Below are 18,888 nucleotides of genomic sequence, written 5' to 3'. Positions count from 1 at the left end.
ACAAGACGAAGCGCCCCTTGCCAAGTAGCAAGGAGCGCATCGTATGCAAGATGTCTTTCAGCCAGAAAATCCCGAGGTCAGGCCACTACCGTCTGCGGCTTGAAGGACGGCCTGTTCGCCTCGTACGAGGCGATGGCCTCCTCCTCCCGGAGGGTGAGGCTGATGTCGTCCAGCCCTTCCAGCAGCCGCCAACGCGCGTTCTCGTCCAGCTCGAAGCCGGCCTTGACGCCCTCGGCCCGGACCTCGCGGTTCACCAGGTCGACGGTGACCTCGGCGGTGGGGTCCGCCTCGGCCAGCTGCTGGAGCGCCTCGACGGTCTCCTGCGGCAGCACGACCGTCAGCAGGCCGTTCTTGAGGGAGTTACCGCGGAAGATGTCGGCGAAACGCGAGGAGATGACGGCCTTGAAGCCGTAGTTCTGCAGCGCCCAGACGGCGTGCTCACGGGAGGAGCCGGTACCGAAGTCGGGGCCGGCGACCAGGACGGTGGCGCCCTGGTACGCGTCCTGGTTGAGGACGAAGTCGGGCTGCTTGCGCCAGGCCTCGAAGAGCCCGTCCTCGAAGCCGTCCCGGGTGACCTTCTTCAGCCAGTGGGCGGGGATGATCTGGTCGGTGTCGACGTTGCTGCGGCGCAGCGGGACGGCCCGGCCGGTGTGGGTGGTGAAAGCTTCCATCGTTCTCAGACTCCAGCGGGCGCGGGCGCGGGGACGGCGGCGTCGGACAGGTCGGCCGGGGACGCCAGGTGGCCGAGAACCGCCGTCGCGGCGGCGACCTGGGGCGAGACCAGGTGGGTGCGGCCACCCTTGCCCTGCCGGCCCTCGAAGTTGCGGTTGGAGGTGGAGGCGGAGCGCTCGCCCGGGGCCAGCTGGTCCGGGTTCATGCCCAGGCACATGGAGCAGCCCGCGTGCCGCCACTCGGCGCCGGCCGCGGTGAAGACCTTGTCCAGGCCCTCCTCGACGGCCTGCAGCGCCACCCGGACGGACCCGGGGACGATGAGCATCCGTACGCCGTCGGCGACCTTGCGGCCCTTCAGAAGGGCGGCGGCGGAGCGCAGGTCCTCGATGCGGCCGTTGGTGCACGAACCTACGAAGACGGTGTCCACCTTGATGTCGCGCAGCGGCTGACCGGCCGTCAACCCCATGTATTCCAGGGCCTTTTCGGCGGCGTAGCGCTCCGAAGCGTCCTCGTAGGAGGCCGGGTCGGGGACCCGCTCGGACAGCGGCGCGCCCTGGCCGGGGTTGGTGCCCCAGGTGACGAACGGGGCCAGCTCGGAGGCGTTGATGACGACCTCGTGGTCGAAGACCGCGTCCTCGTCCGTGCGGAGCGTCTTCCAGTACTCGACCGCCGCGTCCCAGTCGGCGCCCTTGGGGGCGTGGTCGCGGCCCTGGAGGTAGGCGAAGGTGGTCTCGTCCGGGGCGATCATGCCGGCGCGGGCGCCCGCCTCGATGGACATGTTGCAGATGGTCATCCGGGCCTCCATCGAGAGTTTCTCGATGGCGGAGCCGCGGTACTCGATGACGTAGCCCTGGCCGCCGCCGGTGCCGATCTTCGCGATGATGGCGAGGATCAGGTCCTTGGCGGTGACCGTGTCGGGCAGCTCGCCCTCGACGGTGACGGCCATCGTCCTGAAGGGCGAGAGCGGCAGCGTCTGGGTGGCCAGCACGTGCTCGACCTGGCTGGTGCCGATGCCGAAGGCCAGCGCGCCGAAGGCGCCGTGGGTGGAGGTGTGGGAGTCACCGCAGACCACGGTGGTGCCCGGCTGGGTCAGTCCCAACTGGGGTCCCACGACGTGGACGACGCCCTGCTCGACGTCGCCCAGCGGGTGCAGCCGGACGCCGAACTCCGCGCAGTTCTTGCGCAGGGTCTCCAGCTGGGTGCGCGAGACCGGGTCGGCGATGGGCTTGTCGATGTCCAGCGTGGGGGTGTTGTGGTCCTCGGTGGCGAGGGTGAGGTCCGTACGGCGCACCGCCCGGCCGGCCTTGCGCAGGCCGTCGAAGGCCTGCGGGCTGGTCACCTCGTGCAGCAGGTGCAGATCGATGAAGAGGAGGTCGGGCTCGCCTTCCGCGCGCCGGACGACGTGGTCGTCCCAGACCTTCTCCGCGAGTGTCCGTCCCATCGCTGTCCCTCCGGCCGGCCGCTTCGCCGGCCCAACTCGTCTGATTGCGCGCCGCTCGTACCCCTCGTACCGGGCGGTACACGGGCCCCGGTCCAGGGCCTCGCATCAAGAGTGGCGACTTCCGCAGAAAATTGAACTTGCGTTTCACAGTGTGAGACGCGAGTATCGTTGCATGGACAACTCTAGCGGCGTCGGCGTTCTCGACAAGGCGGCTCTGGTATTGAGCGCTCTGGAGTCCGGTCCGGCCACCCTCGCCGGGCTGGTCGGAGCGACCGGGCTCGCGCGCCCCACGGCGCACCGGCTTGCGGTAGCACTGGAACACCACCGGATGGTGGCGAGGGACATGCAGGGCCGGTTCATCCTCGGGCCGCGGCTGTCGGAGCTGGCCGCGGCGGCCGGCGAGGACCGCCTGCTGGCCACGGCGGGACCGGTGCTCACGCATCTGCGCGACGTGACGGGCGAGAGCGCCCAGCTCTATCGCCGGCAGGGCGACATGCGGATCTGCGTGGCCGCCGCCGAGCGGCTCTCGGGCCTGCGGGACACCGTCCCGGTGGGCTCCACGCTCCCGATGAAGGCGGGCTCCTCCGCGCAGATCCTGATGGCCTGGGAGGAGCCTGAGCGGCTGCACCGCGGCCTCCAGGGGGCGCGCTTCACCGCGACCGCGCTCTCGGGCGTACGGCGCCGTGGCTGGGCCCAGTCGATCGGCGAGCGGGAGCCGGGCGTGGCCTCGGTCTCCGCGCCCGTACGCGGCCCCTCGAACCGCGTGGTGGCCTCCGTGTCCGTCTCCGGGCCGATCGAGCGCCTGACGCGCCACCCCGGGCGGATGCACGCCCAGGCCGTCATCGACGCCGCCGCGCGCCTCAGCGAGGCCCTTCGTCGTACGAGCTGACCTCTCCCCCGCGCCTGTCGTCGCCAACGCCGCCGACGGCAGGCAGGGGGTCGCACGCTCTCTTCTGTTGTGGCACGAGACCCGTGACAGCCATGGTCCCGCACGGCGGACAGGTACCGCTCGTCCGGGATACGCACCGGGATACGAAAAAGGCCCTTCACCGAAGTGAAGGGCCTTTCTTCTGTACCCCCGACCGGATTCGAACCGGCGCTACCGCCTTGAGAGGGCGGCGTGCTAGGCCGCTACACAACGGGGGCTGGTCTGCTGCTTTCAGCAGATGGTGCAGTTCACCTGCTCAACTGCGCTGGCCTACCAGGACTCGAACCTAGACTAACTGAACCAGAATCAGTCGTGCTGCCAATTACACCATAGGCCATGGTGGTGTAGACCAATCCAGGACCGGTCCACCAGTACCCCCGACCGGATTCGAACCGGCGCTACCGCCTTGAGAGGGCGGCGTGCTAGGCCGCTACACAACGGGGGCCCTAGCGATCCTCATCATCACCGCATCCGGGAGCGACCCGAAGGTGGTGGATTGCAAGGATCTGTACCCCCGACCGGATTCGAACCGGCGCTACCGCCTTGAGAGGGCGGCGTGCTAGGCCGCTACACAACGGGGGCTTGCACTGCAATCAAGAGACGTGCTTCGACGTGCGATGACGCAAAAGATGATCTCTTGCTGGCCTACCAGGACTCGAACCTAGACTAACTGAACCAGAATCAGTCGTGCTGCCAATTACACCATAGGCCACCAAAACGCAACCCCCTACGGGGATTTTGTTCGGCTTGCGCTTCCCGGCCGGGCCTCTCGGCCCTCTCGGGCGGCGCAGAAAGAACATTACCCGAAGGTGTCCGGCGCTCCAAAACGCGTATCGCCGCGCAGCAGGCCGGGCAACTGGTTCAGGCCGGTGATCCGGACCAGCTCGGGCCGGCCGCCCAGTCCCCGGCGGTCCAGCCAGATGCCGGTGAGGCCCGCGGCCACGGCCCCACGAGCGTCGATGTCGGGCTCGTTGCCCACGTACGCCACCTCGGCGGGCGGCAGTCCCAGGGCCTCGCACGCGGCGTGGAAGGCCTCTGCGGCGGGCTTGGCGATCCCCAGGTCCTCCGCGCACACCAGCGCCTCGAAACGGTCGCGTACTCCGAGTACGCGCAGCTTGCGGTCCTGGTTGCGCACGGAGGAGTTCGAGAGCACCGCGTGCCGGTAGTCCGCCGCCAGCAGCTCCAGGGCGGGCAGGGTGTCCGGGAAGAGCTCCCAGGCGGCCTCGTAGTGCGCGAGGTACCGCCCGAACCAGTCGTCGGCCTCCTCGTCGGTCAGCGCCGGCGCATCCAGGAAGTCGCGCACCCGGTCCCGCCGCTGCGCCTCGAAGGTGAGGCCGCCGGCCTCGAACCGCCGCCAGTGCAGCTCGGTGAGCTCCTTCCAACGGGTAAGGGCCTGGTCGACGGAGGGATATCCGTCGGTCAGGCCCTCGGCGAGGAGATGCGCCTGCATCCCCGCACGGTCGGCACTCGCGTAATCGAAGATCGTGTCGTCGACGTCCCAGAGGACCGCGCGTATCGGCATACCGCGCACGTTACCGGGGGTGGCGGGCTCAGGAGACCCAGTTCTTCAGGGGCTCGGTGTCGAGGGTGAGGTCCACGGGGTCGGGGAGGTGGGCCTCTTTGCCGAACGGGGTGATCTGCACCCGCTCGTAGCGGATACCGTCCGGCTGGGAAAAAACCTTGAGCTCGCAGCTGTCCCGGTCGATCAGCAGGTGGACGGGGATGCCGGTCTCGGCGTACGCCCGGGGCTTGTCCATCCGGTCTCGGCGGTCGGCGTCCGCGTCGTACGCCGTCACCTCGACGGCCATCGGGACAGGGCCGGGGTCGGACCAGTCACCGTCCCCCACGAAGGACTCCAGCTCCGCCAGGACGCCCGCGGGGCACACCCGGCCTTCGCCATGCGCCTCGACCTCGAGGCCCCGCAAGGCGTAGAGCCCCAGTTCCGGGCGGTGCTCCCAGCACAGGCGGTAGAGCCAGGCGAACATTTCGCTGTGGTTCCCGTCCGGCCTGGGCTTGACCCCCAGCCGTCCGCCGAGGAACTCCAGACGCAGCTTCTCGGCGGTCCGGTACGCGCAGCGGGCCAGCTCCTCGAATTCGCAGACCAGCATGTGCGGACGGCCGACGGATGTGTGCATGGGGTGCCTCCCGGGGCGCCGGTGCCTTCGCCGGGAGAACGAAAAGGGGGCGCCGCCCGGCACGGGTCGGCGCCCCCTTCCGAAGCCGGGCCGTTACGCGCCCAGCTTCTTCAGCGCGGCGTCCACGCGCGCCAGCGTGCGGTCCTTGCCCAGGATCTCCAGGGACTCGAAGAGGGGGAGGCCGACCGTGCGGCCGGTGACGGCCACGCGGACCGGGGCCTGGGCCTTGCCGAGCTTGAGGCCGTGCTCCTCGCCGGCGGCCAGGACGGCCTCCTTGAGGGACTCGGGGCTCGACCAGTCCGCGGTCTCCAGCTTGGCGCGGGCGGTGGTGAGCAGGGCCACCGGGTCGCCCTTGCCCATCGCCTTGGTCCAGGACGCCTCGTCGAAGACCGGCTCCTTCAGGAAGAGGAAGTCGACGTTGTCGGTGATCTCGGAGAGGACCTTCAGACGGCTCTGGGCGTGCGGGGCGATCGCGTCGAACACCGACTGGTCGAAGTCCGCCTCGTCCCACGGGGCGAAGGGGGCCCGCAGCCAGGGGGCGCAGCGCTCGGTGAAGTCCTTCACGTCCAGCATGCGGATGTGGTCGGCGTTGATCGCCTCGCACTTCTTGAGGTCGAAGCGCGCCGGGTTGGCGTTGACGTCCTCGATCTCGAACTTCGCGACCATCTCGTCGATGGAGAAGAGGTCCTGGTCCTCGGAGAAGGACCAGCCGAGGAGCGAGAGGTAGTTCAGCAGGCCCTCGGGGAGGAAGCCGCGCTCGCGGTAGAGGTTCAGCGAGGACTGCGGGTCGCGCTTGGAGAGCTTCTTGTTGCCCTCGCCCATGACGTACGGCAGGTGGCCGAAGGCCGGGATCTGCTGGGCGATGCCCAGCTCGATGAGCGCCTTGTAGAGCGCGATCTGGCGCGGGGTGGAGGAGAGCAGGTCCTCGCCGCGGAGGACGTGGGTGATCTCCATCAGGGCGTCGTCGACCGGGTTGACCAGGGTGTAGAGCGGCGCGCCGTTGGCCCGGAGGATGCCGTAGTCGGTGACGTTCTCCGGGGTGAAGGTCAGCTCGCCGCGGACCAGGTCGGTGAAGGTGATCGTCTCGTCGGGCATCCGGAAGCGGACGATGGAGGTGCGGCCCTCGGCCTCGTACGCGGCCTTCTGCTCGGGGGTCACCGTGCGGCACTTGCCGTCGTAGCCGGAGGGCTTGCCGGCCTTGCGGGCGGCCTCGCGGCGCTCGTCCAGCTCCTCGGCGGTGCAGTAGCAGTGGTAGGCGTAGCCGCCGTCCAGCAGCTTCTGCGCGACGTCCTGGTAGATGTCCATGCGCTGGGACTGGCGGTACGGGGCGTGCGGGCCGCCGACCTCGGGGCCCTCGTCCCAGTCGAAGCCGAGCCAGCGCATGGCGTCCAGGAGCTGGTCGTAGGACTCCTCGGAGTCGCGGGCCGCGTCGGTGTCCTCGATCCGGAAGACCAGGGTGCCCTGGTGGTGCCGGGCGAACGCCCAGTTGAAGAGGGCGGTGCGGACCAGGCCCACGTGGGGGTTGCCGGTCGGCGAGGGACAGAAACGTACGCGGACGGGGGTCGCGTTAGCCACGCTTGATCACCTTGTTGGTGAGAGTGCCGATGCCTTCGATGGTGACGGCGACCTCGTCGCCGACGTTGAGCGGGCCGACCCCGGCGGGGGTGCCCGTGAGGACGACGTCGCCGGGGAGCAGCGTCATCGCCTCCGTGATGTGGACGATCAGGTCCTCGATCGAGCGGACCATCTCGCTCGTGCGGCCCAGCTGGCGCTGTTCGCCGTTGACCGTGCACTGGATGGTCAGATCGCTCGGGTCCAGCTCGGTCTCGACCCAGGGGCCGAGCGGGCAGGAGCTGTCGAAGCCCTTGGCCCGGGCCCACTGCGCCTCGCGCTTCTGGACGTCACGGGCGGTGACGTCGTTGGCGCAGGTGTAGCCGAGGATGACGTCCTTGACCCGCTCGCGGGGCACCTCGCGGCACATGCGGCCGATGACGACGGCGAGCTCGGCCTCGTGGTGCACCTCCTGCGAGAAGGAGGGGTACACGACGGGGTCGCCGGGGCCGACCACGGAGGTGGAGGGCTTGAAGAAGGCGACCGGCACGTCGTCGACCTCGTTGCCGAGCTCCTTGGCGTGCTCGGCGTAGTTGCGGCCGATGGCCACGACCTTGTTCGGGAGGACGGGCGGCAGCAGCCGCACCTTGTCCAGGGGCACCTTCTGGCCCGAGCGCTCGAACTCGGCGAAGGGGTGTCCCTTGATGACGTCGAGGTCGTTGCCCTCGACGACGCCGAAGCCGACGTTGCCGTCGATGGAAAATCTGGCGATGCGCACGGAAGCCGCTGCCCCTCTTGATCTCTTACCGGGAGTGGACACCCCAGGCTATCGCGGGTCGGCGGCCCGCCCTCTGTCCTTTTTGTACGGGGCGTGCTGCCCCGTTTTGTGCGGCGCGTCCTACTCGGGCGCGTCCATCAGGACGGTGCGGCGGGGGTTGGCGGTCTGCGTGGGCAGCTCGACGGCGTGCTCCGGCTGGGCGGCGTCCTCGGCCGGTGCGGTCTGCAGGTCCTCGGCGTCCTTCAGGTGCGCCAGGGTCGTGCGCCGCGGGTTGGCTATGGAGCGGAACATCATCGTCGTCTTCACTGCGGAATGCCTCGCGTATCTCGCGTGTGGTGGTCGTTGCCGATCAGGTGCCGCTGGGCGATTGCGACACCCTTGTAAAGGGCAAGGCTATGCGCGCCATTCCCGTGCGCAGGGCGGCCAAGTCGACGATCATCATGTGAGTTTGCTCACGAACAGTGTGGCAAATGCCGCAATTTTCATGATCGAAAACCGTTGGCGAAACGGACATTGGCGGATCGAAGCGCACGTTCCACTCCCCTTTACCGCACCGGGGGTGACGCGCTATGGCGACCGGAACGCCCACAAAAGTCCGTAATAAGGGGCAGTCGCTTCTACGACTCGTTACTCACTCCATACATTGCGTCACACATGTCACAGCCAGGGGCTCCGCTCTTGTTGCCGCTCCGGCACTGTGCTGGAATTCCCCGGACCGCCGCATGTTTCACACGGCGCGCAGGGGGCGCACAGCAGCGCCGCGCGGTGGGTGCCGCTCTCTTCGCCAGAGGGAGCAGTCCACCGGTCACACTCACGACCGCCATGGGGCCCGCGGCCCCCTACGACTCGACACCGTCCCGCCGTACCGCGGAGGGACGCCTGGTCCAGAGGTTGCGACGCTAGTGCAGGGACGTTTCAAGAGGGATGGCAGCGCTGCGGCTGACCCGGAGCTGCGCGGCGGGACCGACCGCGCCTCCTCGCAGCAGCGCGCCCAGAGCAACGGTCCGGCGAGCGGCACCTTGCCGACCGACCGGACCGACCCGGCGCCGGCCGGCGACTCCGCCGCCGAGCGCCCCAAGGCCAAGGGCCCCACGGGCCCCGGGGCCCGTCTGTCGCTGCGCAACTGGCGCATCAGCACACGCCTGGTCTCTCTGATCGCGCTGCCCGTGGTCGCCGCCACCACGCTGGGCGGCCTGCGGATCAGCAGCGAGCTGGACAACATGGACCAGCTGGACCGCATGCAGCTCCTGACGGAGATGACGCGGCAGGCCACCGAGCTCGCCGACGCGCTCCAGGAGGAGCGGGACCGCTCGGCGGGCCCGCTGGCCGGCTCGGGCAACACCAAGGACGACACCGATGTCGTGGCGCCGCGCGAGGAGACGGACCGCGCGGTCAAGTCGTTCAAGGAGCACACCGACGACATCGACTCGGCGCGCGGCTCCATGGCCGGCGTCCGCGCCACGATCGTCGACATCCAGCGCCAGCTGGGCACCCTGAACGAGGTGCGCAACAAGGCGTACTCCGACAAGGAGAACGTCGCCCAGACGATCAGCGCGTACAACCAGCTCATCACCTCCCTGCTCGCGCTCTCCCAGGACATGGCGCAGGCGACCAGCAACCCGGAGATGATCCAGAGCACCCGCTCGCTGGCCGCGTTCTCCTCCGCCAAGGAGTACGCGTCGATGCAGCGGGCCTTCGTCAGTGCCGGTCTGGCCCACAAGGGCCACGCGCACCTCTCCGCCAACGACCGGCTGGCCGGCCGTACCGCCGAGGACAACGAGGAGTCCGCGCTCAAGCGGTTCTCGAACATCTACCCCGGCGCCGCCTCCCTCATGGAGGGCCTGGACAGCGGCAACGACGACATCGAGCACGCGAACTCCTTCGCGGACCGCAGCTTCAAGACCGAGTCGGGCATCCGCGGTGAGGAGATGTCGTACCTGGACTGGTACGACCTCGACACCAACAAGATCAGCCTGATGTCGCGCATCGAGACGACGCTGCTCTCCCAGATGGAGCAGAAGTCCCGCGAGCTGCGCAACGACGCCACCACCGGCGCCCTCGTCAACGGTGCGGTGATCCTGCTCGTCCTGGGCATCTCGCTGGTCGGCGCGTTCGTCGTCTCCCGCTCCATGGTCCGCTCGCTGCGCCGCCTCCAGGACACCGCGCAGACCGTCTCCCAGAAGCGGCTGCCCGAGCTGGTCAAGCAGCTCTCCGAGGCCGACCCGCAGGAGGTCGACACCTCCGTCGAGTCCGTCGGCGTGCACAGCCGGGACGAGATCGGGAAGGTGGCCACGGCGTTCGACGAGGTGCACCGCGAGGCCGTCCGGCTGGCGTCCGAGCAGGCGCTGCTGCGGGGCAACGTCAACGCGATGTTCACCAACCTCTCGCGCCGCAGCCAGGGCCTCATCCAGCGGCAGCTGTCGCTCATCTCGGAGCTGGAGTCCCGCGAGGCCGACCCCGACCAGCTCTCCTCGCTCTTCAAGCTCGACCACCTCGCGACCCGCATGCGCCGTAACGGCGAGAACCTCCTCGTCCTCGCGGGCGAGGAGCCGGGCCGCCGCTGGACCCGCCCGGTCCCGCTGGTCGACGTCCTGCGCGCCGCCGCCTCCGAGGTGGAGCAGTACGAGCGCATCGAACTGAGCGCGGTGCCGACCACCGAGGTCGCGGGCCGCGTCGTCAACGACCTCGTGCACCTCCTCGCCGAGCTGCTGGAGAACGCCACCTCGTTCTCCTCGCCGCAGACCAAGGTCAAGGTGACCGGTCACGCGCTGCCCGACGGCCGGGTCCTGGTCGAGATCCACGACACCGGCATCGGCCTCTCCCCCGAGGACCTGTCGGCGATCAACGAGCGGCTGGCCAGCCCGCCCACCGTGGACGTCTCGGTGTCCCGCCGGATGGGTCTGTTCGTGGTCGGCCGCCTGTCCCTGCGGCACGGCATCCGCGTCCAGCTCCGTCCCTCGGACTCCGGCGGTACGACGGCCCTGGTCATGCTGCCGGTGGACGTCGCGCAGAGCGGCGGCGCGGGCAAGAAGCCCGGCCAGGGCGGCAAGTCCGGCAAGCCCGCGGGCGGCCGCGGTGCCGGTGAGGGCGGCCAGCACACCAGCCGCCTCGCGGGTCTCCAGCCGCGCGGCCAGGTCGGCGCGGGCCCCCGTACGGCGCTGCCCACCCGCCCCGGCGCGGGCGCGCCCGGCGGTGCTCCCGGTGGCGCGCCCGGTGCCCCGGCCCGTCCGCAGAACAACGACGCCTTCGGCAGCCGGCCGGCGGCCCCCGCCGGCCAGGACCGGCCCTCGCTGCCGGTGCGCGGTGCCGAGCAGGGCCGGCCGCCGGCCGCGAGCCACCAGCCGACCGTCGCCCCGCCCACCGGCGCGCCCGCGCCGCGCGGCGAGCGCCCGCAGCTGCCCACCCGGAGCCCGGCCGGCGAGCTGACCGGCGGCCCGGCCGGCCCGGACAGCGCCGCCCCGCAGCAGCCCGGCTCCAACTGGGGTGCGCGGCGCGAGCGTGGCGAGGCGGCCGACGACTGGCCGCTGGCGCCCCGGCGCGGCCAGGAGGACCACCCGCGCGGCCACGAGGAGCCGGAGACGACCGGCCGGTACGGCCGTGCGGAGACCACCGAGCAGTACGAGCGCCCGGACACCACCGGTCAGTACGAGCGCCCGGAGAGCACCGGTCAGTTCCCGCGGCCGGCGGCCGGCGGGCCCGGTGACACGGCGCAGTTCGAGCGTCCCGACTTCCAGGGCCCGCGCCCCGGCGCCGGCGCCCCGGCCGGCGACGGTGTCCCGGCGCAGGGCGGCCGGCCGATGTGGAGCGGCGAGTTCGCGCTGCCGTCGGCCCCGTCGTCCGGGCAGCCCGCCGAGGAGGCCCCCACGCCTCCGCCGGCGCCCGCCGGGCCCACCAGCCCCATGTGGAGCGGCGAGTTCGCCCCGCAGTCGGCGCAGGACGGCCGTCCCGCCGAGGAGAGCGCTCCGGCGCCCGCCCGCGGCGAGGAGGCCCCGGCGCGCGGCGGCCAGGCGTACGACGCGGACTCCTTCGGGCGCGACGACTCCTTCGGGCGCGACGACGCGTTCGGCCGGGACGGCTCCTTCGGTCGCGAGGACTCCTTCGGCCGGGAGGACGCCTTCGGGCGGGAGGACGCCTTCGGGCGCGGTTCCCGGACCGGCGAGGTCCCGCTGCAGCAGCAGCCGCACACCGCGCCGGACGACGCCGACCTGCTCGGCGGCCCCGCGCCGCGCGGCGCGGGCGGTGACGGCCGTACGCCGATCTTCGACACGATCGAGTCGAACTGGTTCACCCAGCCGGGCGGCAGCGCGGCACAGGAAGCCCCGAGCCGCCCGCAGAGCGCCCCCGAGGCCCCGCGGCTGCCGCGGCGCGAGCCGGCCGGCAGCGGCGCTCAGGCGCAGGCCCAGTGGCGTTCCTCGCCCAACGACGACGTGTGGCGCCGGGCCGAGCAGGTCCGGCAGCCGGCGGCCGGCGGGGTCACCACCTCGGGCCTGCCGCGCCGCGTCCCGCGGGCCAACCTCGTCGCGGGCACCGCACAGCAGGAACAACGTCCGGGCGGTCCGCAGGTCTCCCGTGCACCCGACGACGTGCGCGGCCGGCTGACCAATCTCCGCCGGGGAATCCAGCAGGGCCGGCAGGCCGGGCACACCGGCACGCACCCCCTCGTGGACCCCACTCACCAGCAGGAGCGTTAGTTGAGTCCGATGAGCCAGGCGGCGCAGAACCTGAACTGGTTGATCACCAATTTCGTGGAGAACACCCCCGGTGTCTCCCACACGGTGGTCGTCTCGGTGGACGGTCTGCTGCTCGCGATGTCCGAGGGCTTCCCGCGGGACCGGGCCGACCAGCTCGCCGCGGTGGCCTCCGGGCTCACCTCCCTGACATCCGGCGCCTCCCGCATCTTCGAAGGCGGGAACGTCAACCAGACCGTGGTGGAGATGGAGCGCGGCTTCCTCTTCCTCATGTCGATCTCCGACGGATCGTCGCTGGCCGTACTGGCGCACCCCGAGTGCGACATCGGCCTCGTCGGTTACGAGATGGCCCTGCTCGTCGACCGCGCGGGGGGCGTCCTCACACCGGACCTGCGCGCGGAACTGCAGGGCAGCCTGCTCAACTGATCCACCACCGAACCCACGTGCCGCAGTTCCCCCCACCGGCCCGACCCGACGACAGCCAGTTGTCCAGCCCGGAGGACCCATGACCCCGCCACCCGCCTCGCCCGGCCCGTACGGCGATACCAGCCAGCCGTACGGTGACGGGGGCGACCAGCCACTGGTCCGCCCGTACGCGATGACCGGAGGCCGGACCCGGCCGCGCTACCAGCTCGCCATCGAGGCGCTGGTCAGCACCACGGCGGATCCCTCCCAGCTGCCCGGGCTGCTGCCGGAGCACCAGCGCATCTGCCAGCTGTGCGCCGAGGTGAAGTCGGTGGCCGAGGTCTCCGCGCTGCTCCACATACCGCTGGGGGTGGCCAGAATCCTGGTCGCCGACCTGGCCGAGGCCGGCATGGTGGCGATCCACCAGCCCGGCGGCAGCGGTGAGGCCGGCGGCACGCCCGATGTGACCTTGCTGGAGAGGGTGCTCAGTGGACTTCGCAAGCTCTGAGGCCGAGTCCCGTTCGACCACGTCCGCGAAGATCGTGGTGGCGGGCGGTTTCGGCGTGGGCAAAACCACCTTCGTCGGGGCGGTTTCCGAAATCAATCCGCTGCGTACCGAGGCCGTGATGACCTCCGCTTCGGCGGGCATCGACGATCTCAGTCACGTCCAGGACAAGACGACGACCACCGTCGCCATGGATTTCGGGCGTATCACCCTCGATCAGGATTTGATTCTTTATCTCTTCGGCACGCCCGGCCAGGACCGTTTCTGGTTCATGTGGGACGATCTGGTCCGCGGTGCGATCGGCGCCGTGGTGCTGGTCGACACCCGCCGGCTCGCCGACTGCTTCCCCGCGGTCGACTACTTCGAGAACAGCGGGCTGCCGTTCGTGATCGCGCTGAACGGCTTCGACGGAGCGCAGCCGTACACCCCCGACGAGGTGCGGGAAGCGCTGCAGATCGGCCCCGACACGCCGATCATCACCACCGACGCGCGGCACCGCAGCGAGGCCAAGGCCGCCCTCATCACGCTCGTCGAGCACGCCCTGATGGCCCGGCTCAAGTAGCGCTTCCGCGCTGACAGTTGCGCCGGGGTGCGCTGTGTCCTTGGACACGCCGGGCCCCGGCGTTCATAACGTTTCGACAGAGAAATCCGGGGACCTCGACACCGGATGCGCACAGCTGGCTTCACTGTGTTCACTTTGTCCCCGTCTTTTGCCGCGCCTCGCCCTTAACGCCCCTTTTATCTGGCGCCCCACGGGCCTTGCTCATCTTGTGCGCACTGTTTGGAACGCGCGGCCCTGACGTGCTGGAATTCGCTGAACTCCGGAGTAGGTAACGCCCAGAACGAAACGGCACAGCGAGATACGTGCCGGCGCCGAGAGGTTGTTGGTCGAGTGAGGCGAAGCAAGTCGGGCCCCGCGCCGCAGCAGGCGGCGCAGCGGGGCAACTTCACACCGCCGCCGCGTCATACGGCGTCGCCTACCGACGCGCCTGAAAGTCCGCTGACCGCCCAGCCGGTGAGCGGCAACCGGCTGTCCCCGCGCAACTGGCGCGTGGCGACCCGGCTGAACGCGATCCTGCTGCTCCCCGTCATCCTGGCGCTGATCTTCGCCGGGCTGCGCGTGAACACCTCGGTCTCCACCTGGAACGAGGCGCAGGACGCCGAGAACACCGCGAAGCTGGTCCAGGCGGCCGCCGCCTACGGCCAGGCCCTCGTCGACGAGCGGGACCGCACCGCGGCGCCGCTCCTCCAGGGCAAGCAGAACGACCCGGCCGTCCGGGACGCGCGTGCCGACACCGACGCCGCCGCCGCCGACTTCCACGACGCGGTCAAGAACATGCCCGACAAGCCGGGCCTCAAGCGCCGCCTCGCGGTCTTCGAGAAGGTCGAGCCCAAGCTCGACGCGCTGCGCAAGGCCGCCTACACCTCGCAGCTCAGCGGCGTGCAGACCGAGGAGGGCTACACCGAGGTCCAGCACCCGCTGATGGAGTTCTCCAACGAGCTGGGGCTGGGCACCGGCAACATCACCTCCTACGGCCGTACGGTCTACGCGGTCTCGCTGGCCAAGGCCGCCACGTCCCTCCAGCGCTCCATCGGCACCCACCTGCTGGTACACCCGGCGACGAACGCCAAGGAGCGCAAGAAGCAGCTGACCGCCTACGCGTCGTACGCCTACCTGGAGGGCATCGCCATCGGCGAGTACACCTCCGGCGGCACCCCGGAGGACGTGGCGCGCCTGAAGAAGGACTCCGCCGCGCTGCAGAAGAAGGCCCAGCAGCAGGCGGCGCAGGCCAAGAAGCAGGCCGCCGCCGCCGGCCGCGCCTTCCAGGCCCCGCCGACCATGGACCAGATGGTCCAGGCGATCTCCTCCGGCGCCTCGCCGCAGTTGCTCGCCGCCAAGGGCATCACCCCGAAGACCTGGTACACGGCGGCCACCGGCAAGTTCGACATGTACCGGGGCATCGAGAAGGACCTCGCCGACAAGGCGGTGGCCGAGGCCGCGCAGATCTCCTCGGACGCGCAGCAGACCACCTTCGTGGACTCCGGCGTCGCCCTGGGCGCGCTGATCATCGCCTTCCTCATCGCGGGCATGATGGCGCGCTCGATGACCCGCAACATGCAGGAGCTGCGCACCGCCGCCTTCGGCATCGCCGAGCAGCGGCTGCCGATGCTGGTCGACCAGCTCTCCCGTACGGACCCGGGCCGGGTCGACACCCGGATCAAGCCGATCCCGATCAACACCACCGATGAGATCGGCGAGGTCGCGCGGGCGTTCGACCAGGTCCACCGCGAGGCCGTGCGGCTCGCCGCCGAGCAGGCGCTGCTGCGGGGCAACGTCAACGCGATCTTCACCAATCTCTCGCGCCGTAACCAGGGCCTGATCGAGCGGCAGCTGACCCTCATCACCGACCTGGAGAACAACGAGGCGGACCCGGACCAGCTGGAGAACCTCTTCCGCCTGGACCACCTCGCCACCCGTATGCGGCGCAACGGCGAGAACCTCCTCATCCTCGCGGGCGAGGAGCCCGGCCGCCGCTGGACCCAGCCGGTCCCGCTGGTCGACGTGCTGCGCGCAGCCACCTCCGAGGTGGAGTCCTACGAGCGCATCGAGCTCCAGGGCGTCCCGGAGAGCGAGATCCACGGCCAGGCCGTGACCGACCTCGTGCACCTGCTGTCGGAGCTGCTGGAGAACGCCACCACGTTCTCCTCGCCGCAGACCAAGGTGCGGGTCACCGCGACCCGTCTCCCGGACGGCCGCGTGATGATCGAGATCCACGACAAGGGCATCGGGCTCACCCCCGAGGACTTCGCGGACATCAACCACAAGCTGGCCAACCCGCCGACCGTCGACATCGCGATCTCCCAGCGCATGGGGCTCTTCGTGGTCGGCCGGCTGGCGGACCGGCACGGCATCCGCGTCCAGCTGCGCCCCTCGGGCGAGCAGGCCGGCACCACCTCGCTGGTCATGCTGCCGGAGGCGATCACCCACGGCGGTGGCGGCGAGGACAGCTTCGAGGACGACTTCACGGTCTCCCGGATCATGCCGGAGCACCCGCAGTCGTTCCCGCAGCAGCCCGACATCCGTACCGCCGCCGAGCTCGGCTTCGACGACCAGTACCGGCCGTCGGGCGACGGCATGGAGCTCGACCCCGTGGGGCGCTCGCTGCACCGCGAGGAGCGCCGCGCGGCGCTCGAGGCGCAGGCGAGCGGTCAGCAGGGCCAGGAGCCGGTGCAGGAACCGGCGCAGGACTTCGGCGGGCTCCCCCGGCGCGGCGAAACGGAGGGCACGGGCGCCGCGTACGACGGCTTCCAGCAGCAGCCGTACGCCCCCCAGGAGGCCGCCGGGCAGGCCTACGCCGAGCCCGCCGGCGCCTACGAGGACCCGTCCTTCGGTGGCCGGAACCTGTTTGACCAGGGTCCTTCGGACGCCACCGGCCGACAGGCGCAGTACCCGGCGCAGGACCAGCAGCGTCCCGCGTGGAGCGAACCGGCGCCGTTCCAGGGGTACTTCGGCGGCCAAGCGGAATCGGACCACAATGGTCCTGAAGCTCCCGCGCAGCCGCAGGAACGCGTAGCATTCGATCGTCCGGGTCCCACCCCGAGCGAAACCCACTCGCTGACCGACGCCGGCCTTCCGCGCCGCGGAGGTGACAAGGCTCAAGGGCAGCGGGAGTGGCAGCAGCCCGAGGAGCCGGCGTCGCCCCCGCAACAGCGGAGCGCGTCGGAGGACAGCTTTGGTTGGCGTACCGCCAACGATGAGCGCTGGCAGCGGGCGGAGCAGCTTCGCGAGCCGAAGGCAGGCGGGATCACTCCCTCCGGCCTCCCCCGGCGGGTGCCCAAGGCCAATTTGGTCGAGGGTGCGGCGGAGCAGACCCCGCAGGGCGGCCCCCAGGTCTCCCGTGCGCCCGAGGACGTCCGGGGCAGGCTGAGCAACCTGCGCCGCGGCATCCAGCAGGGACGCAGTGCCGGTATGGAGGCACCCAAGAATGACCAACAGGGCTTCGGCCCCGGCAGCACCTACGATCAGGAGCGTTAGTGTGAGCCCGATGAGCCAGGCGGCGCAGAACCTGAACTGGTTGATCACCAACTTCGTGGACAACACCCCCGGTGTGTCCCACACGGTCGTGGTCTCCGCGGACGGTCTCCTCCTCGCCATGTCCGAGGGTTTCCCTCGGGACAGAGCCGACCAGTTGGCGGCGGTGGCCTCCGGGCTCACCTCGCTGACCTCGGGTGCCTCCCGCATCTTCGAAGGCGGGAGCGTCAACCAGACCGTGGTGGAGATGGAGCGCGGGTTCCTCTTCATCATGTCCGTCTCGGACGGATCGTCGCTGGCCGTACTGGCGCACCCCGAGTGCGACATCGGCCTCGTCGGTTACGAGATGGCTCTGCTGGTCGACCGTGCGGGCAGCGTTCTCACGCCTGACCTGCGCGCCGAACTGCAGGGCAGTCTTCTCAACTGACAGACAGGCAGTGCGTTTCTCGCCACCGCACCATAGGGTGCGGTGGCGCGACCGGCGTCGGATTGGCAAGTTGGAGGAGGAGACGTGGCAACGCCCCCTAGCGGATACCCGTACGATTCCGGGCATCATCCCGAGTCGCAGGGCGAGACCCAGTACAACCGCTTCAACTTTCCCTCCGCGCCGAGTCGTCGGCAGCCGCGGCCGCCCGCGCCGCAGCCCCAGCCCTACGACACGCCGTACGGCACCCCGTCCGCGTCACCGTACGGTCACGGTGACGCGGCGCCGCAGGTCCCGCGTATAGAACCGGTGCAGCCGCAGCGCCGCGCCGAGCCGTCGGCGCCGACCGGCGGTACGCAGAACCCGCTGGTCCGTCCGTACGCCATGACCGGGGGCCGTACCCGGCCGCGCTACCAGCTCGCCATCGAGGCACTGGTGCACACCACGGCCGGTCAGTCCCAGCTGCAGGGCCAGCTGCCGGAGCATCAGCGCATCTGCCATCTGTGCCGCGAGATCAAGTCGGTCGCCGAGATCTCCGCGCTCCTCTCCATCCCCCTCGGCGTCGCCCGGATCCTCGTCGCCGACCTGGCGGAGGCCGGACTCGTCGCCATCCATCAGCCCGGCGGTGACGAGTCCGCCGGCGGACAGCCAGATGTGACACTGCTCGAAAGGGTGCTCAGTGGACTTCGCAAGCTCTAGCGGTGCAGCCCGCTCCACCACCTCCGCGAAGATCGTGGTGGCGGGCGGCTTCGGCGTGGGCAAGACGACCTTCGTCGGGGCCGTCTCTGAGATCAATCCGCTGCGTACCGAAGCCGTGATGACCTCCGCCTCGGCGGGCATCGACGACCTCACGCACGCGCCGGACAAGACCACCACGACGGTGGCCATGGACTTCGGCCGCATCACGCTCGACCAGGACCTGATCCTGTACCTCTTCGGTACGCCCGGTCAGGACCGGTTCTGGTTCATGTGGGACGACCTGGTCCGCGGCGCGATCGGCGCCGTGGTGCTCGTGGACACCCGCCGCCTGGCGGACTGTTTCCCGGCGGTCGACTACTTCGAGAACAGCGGCCTGCCGTTCGTCATCGCCCTCAACGGCTTCGACGGACATCAGCCCTACACCCCCGACGAGGTCCGTGAGGCCCTGCAGATCGGCCCGGACGCACCGATCATCACGACGGACGCACGACACCGCAGCGAGGCCAAGAGCGCGCTCATCACGCTCGTGGAGCACGCCCTCATGGCACGCCTGCGCTGACGCCTGACGGCGCGCCCGCCGTACGCGAAGGGCCCCGCACACCATGGTGTGCGGGGCCCTTCGCGCGCCG

Annotated in this window: 17 protein-coding genes and 5 tRNA genes; 9 read left to right on the top strand and 13 right to left on the bottom strand. The window is 70.4% G+C overall.

Annotated elements, in window-relative coordinates:
- Window positions 1–77: 77 nt before the first annotated feature.
- Entirely contained in the window at window positions 78–671 is a 594-nt protein-coding gene (gene leuD / locus AAC944_RS25950; RefSeq protein WP_030624309.1) for a 3-isopropylmalate dehydratase small subunit, read from the bottom strand.
- A gap of 5 nt (window positions 672–676) precedes the next feature.
- Entirely contained in the window at window positions 677–2,113 is a 1,437-nt protein-coding gene (gene leuC / locus AAC944_RS25945; RefSeq protein ID WP_030624312.1) for a 3-isopropylmalate dehydratase large subunit, read from the bottom strand.
- Window positions 2,114–2,285: 172 nt separating this feature from the next.
- Between leuC and ndgR the strand changes: the two genes are divergently transcribed.
- The gene (gene ndgR, locus AAC944_RS25940; RefSeq protein WP_030624314.1) at window positions 2,286–3,002 is read left to right on the top strand and encodes an IclR family transcriptional regulator NdgR; all 717 of its coding nucleotides are present in this window, start codon (window positions 2,286–2,288) and stop codon (window positions 3,000–3,002) included.
- A 184-nt stretch (window positions 3,003–3,186) separates the two neighbouring features.
- Here the strand turns inward: ndgR and AAC944_RS25935 are convergent.
- The 11 genes from AAC944_RS25935 to AAC944_RS25885 form a co-directional block, all read right to left on the bottom strand.
- Window positions 3,187–3,259 (bottom strand) — tRNA-Glu (locus AAC944_RS25935).
- 47 nt (window positions 3,260–3,306) lie between these two features.
- Window positions 3,307–3,378, bottom strand: a tRNA-Gln gene (locus AAC944_RS25930).
- 35 nt (window positions 3,379–3,413) lie between these two features.
- Window positions 3,414–3,486, bottom strand: a tRNA-Glu gene (locus AAC944_RS25925).
- A gap of 64 nt (window positions 3,487–3,550) precedes the next feature.
- Window positions 3,551–3,623: transfer RNA gene (locus tag AAC944_RS25920), tRNA-Glu, on the bottom strand.
- A 58-nt stretch (window positions 3,624–3,681) separates the two neighbouring features.
- Window positions 3,682–3,753 (bottom strand) — tRNA-Gln (locus tag AAC944_RS25915).
- 87 nt (window positions 3,754–3,840) lie between these two features.
- Window positions 3,841–4,563 carry an HAD family hydrolase gene (locus AAC944_RS25910; protein ID WP_030624317.1) on the bottom strand — a complete coding sequence of 241 codons (723 nt, stop codon included), beginning with the start codon at window positions 4,561–4,563 and terminating at the stop codon, window positions 3,841–3,843.
- A gap of 28 nt (window positions 4,564–4,591) precedes the next feature.
- Window positions 4,592–5,176 (bottom strand): Uma2 family endonuclease, encoded by a 585-nt coding sequence (locus AAC944_RS25905; RefSeq protein ID WP_030624320.1) that lies wholly within the window; start codon window positions 5,174–5,176, stop codon window positions 4,592–4,594.
- A 93-nt stretch (window positions 5,177–5,269) separates the two neighbouring features.
- Window positions 5,270–6,751: a glutamate--tRNA ligase gene (gltX, locus tag AAC944_RS25900; RefSeq protein ID WP_078888979.1), complete on the bottom strand. Its 1,482-nt coding sequence runs from the start codon at window positions 6,749–6,751 to the stop codon at window positions 5,270–5,272.
- Entirely contained in the window at window positions 6,744–7,505 is a 762-nt protein-coding gene (locus AAC944_RS25895) for a fumarylacetoacetate hydrolase family protein (protein WP_030624327.1), read from the bottom strand. Before AAC944_RS25895 ends, gltX begins: the two co-directional genes overlap by 8 nt.
- A gap of 120 nt (window positions 7,506–7,625) precedes the next feature.
- The gene (locus tag AAC944_RS25890) at window positions 7,626–7,811 is read right to left on the bottom strand and encodes a hypothetical protein (RefSeq protein WP_030624329.1); all 186 of its coding nucleotides are present in this window, start codon (window positions 7,809–7,811) and stop codon (window positions 7,626–7,628) included.
- Between the two features lie 43 nt (window positions 7,812–7,854).
- On the bottom strand, window positions 7,855–8,037 hold the full coding sequence (locus tag AAC944_RS25885; protein ID WP_196943364.1) for a hypothetical protein: 183 nt from the start codon (window positions 8,035–8,037) through the stop codon (window positions 7,855–7,857).
- Between the two features lie 370 nt (window positions 8,038–8,407).
- On the opposite strand from AAC944_RS25885, the gene AAC944_RS25880 reads away from it, so the two are divergent.
- From AAC944_RS25880 to AAC944_RS25845, 8 genes are all read left to right on the top strand, one after another.
- Complete coding sequence (locus AAC944_RS25880) at window positions 8,408–12,196, top strand: sensor histidine kinase (RefSeq protein WP_030624332.1); 3,789 nt, start codon at window positions 8,408–8,410, stop codon at window positions 12,194–12,196.
- Window positions 12,197–12,619 carry a roadblock/LC7 domain-containing protein gene (locus AAC944_RS25875; protein ID WP_078888980.1) on the top strand — a complete coding sequence of 141 codons (423 nt, stop codon included), beginning with the start codon at window positions 12,197–12,199 and terminating at the stop codon, window positions 12,617–12,619.
- Window positions 12,620–12,698: 79 nt separating this feature from the next.
- Window positions 12,699–13,106 carry a DUF742 domain-containing protein gene (locus tag AAC944_RS25870; protein ID WP_030624338.1) on the top strand — a complete coding sequence of 136 codons (408 nt, stop codon included), beginning with the start codon at window positions 12,699–12,701 and terminating at the stop codon, window positions 13,104–13,106.
- Window positions 13,087–13,665, top strand: a complete 579-nt coding sequence (locus AAC944_RS25865) for a GTP-binding protein (protein WP_030624341.1) — start codon at window positions 13,087–13,089, stop codon at window positions 13,663–13,665. Before AAC944_RS25870 ends, AAC944_RS25865 begins: the two co-directional genes overlap by 20 nt.
- 330 nt (window positions 13,666–13,995) lie before the next feature.
- Window positions 13,996–17,139, top strand: coding sequence for a sensor histidine kinase (locus AAC944_RS25860; protein WP_030624345.1), 3,144 nt, complete (start codon window positions 13,996–13,998; stop codon window positions 17,137–17,139).
- Between the two features lie 10 nt (window positions 17,140–17,149).
- Window positions 17,150–17,563 (top strand): roadblock/LC7 domain-containing protein, encoded by a 414-nt coding sequence (locus tag AAC944_RS25855; RefSeq protein ID WP_030257992.1) that lies wholly within the window; start codon window positions 17,150–17,152, stop codon window positions 17,561–17,563.
- Window positions 17,564–17,647: 84 nt separating this feature from the next.
- Complete coding sequence (locus tag AAC944_RS25850) at window positions 17,648–18,259, top strand: DUF742 domain-containing protein (RefSeq protein WP_030624347.1); 612 nt, start codon at window positions 17,648–17,650, stop codon at window positions 18,257–18,259.
- Window positions 18,240–18,818, top strand: a complete 579-nt coding sequence (locus tag AAC944_RS25845) for a GTP-binding protein (RefSeq protein ID WP_073447656.1) — start codon at window positions 18,240–18,242, stop codon at window positions 18,816–18,818. Before AAC944_RS25850 ends, AAC944_RS25845 begins: the two co-directional genes overlap by 20 nt.
- Window positions 18,819–18,888 lie beyond the last annotated feature (70 nt).

The organism is Streptomyces sclerotialus (genome assembly GCF_040907265.1).
GTDB lineage: Bacteria > Actinomycetota > Actinomycetes > Streptomycetales > Streptomycetaceae > Streptomyces > Streptomyces sclerotialus.
Note: the sequence above shows the minus strand (reverse complement) of the source record. Positions and strands in the feature narration are given on the sequence as shown.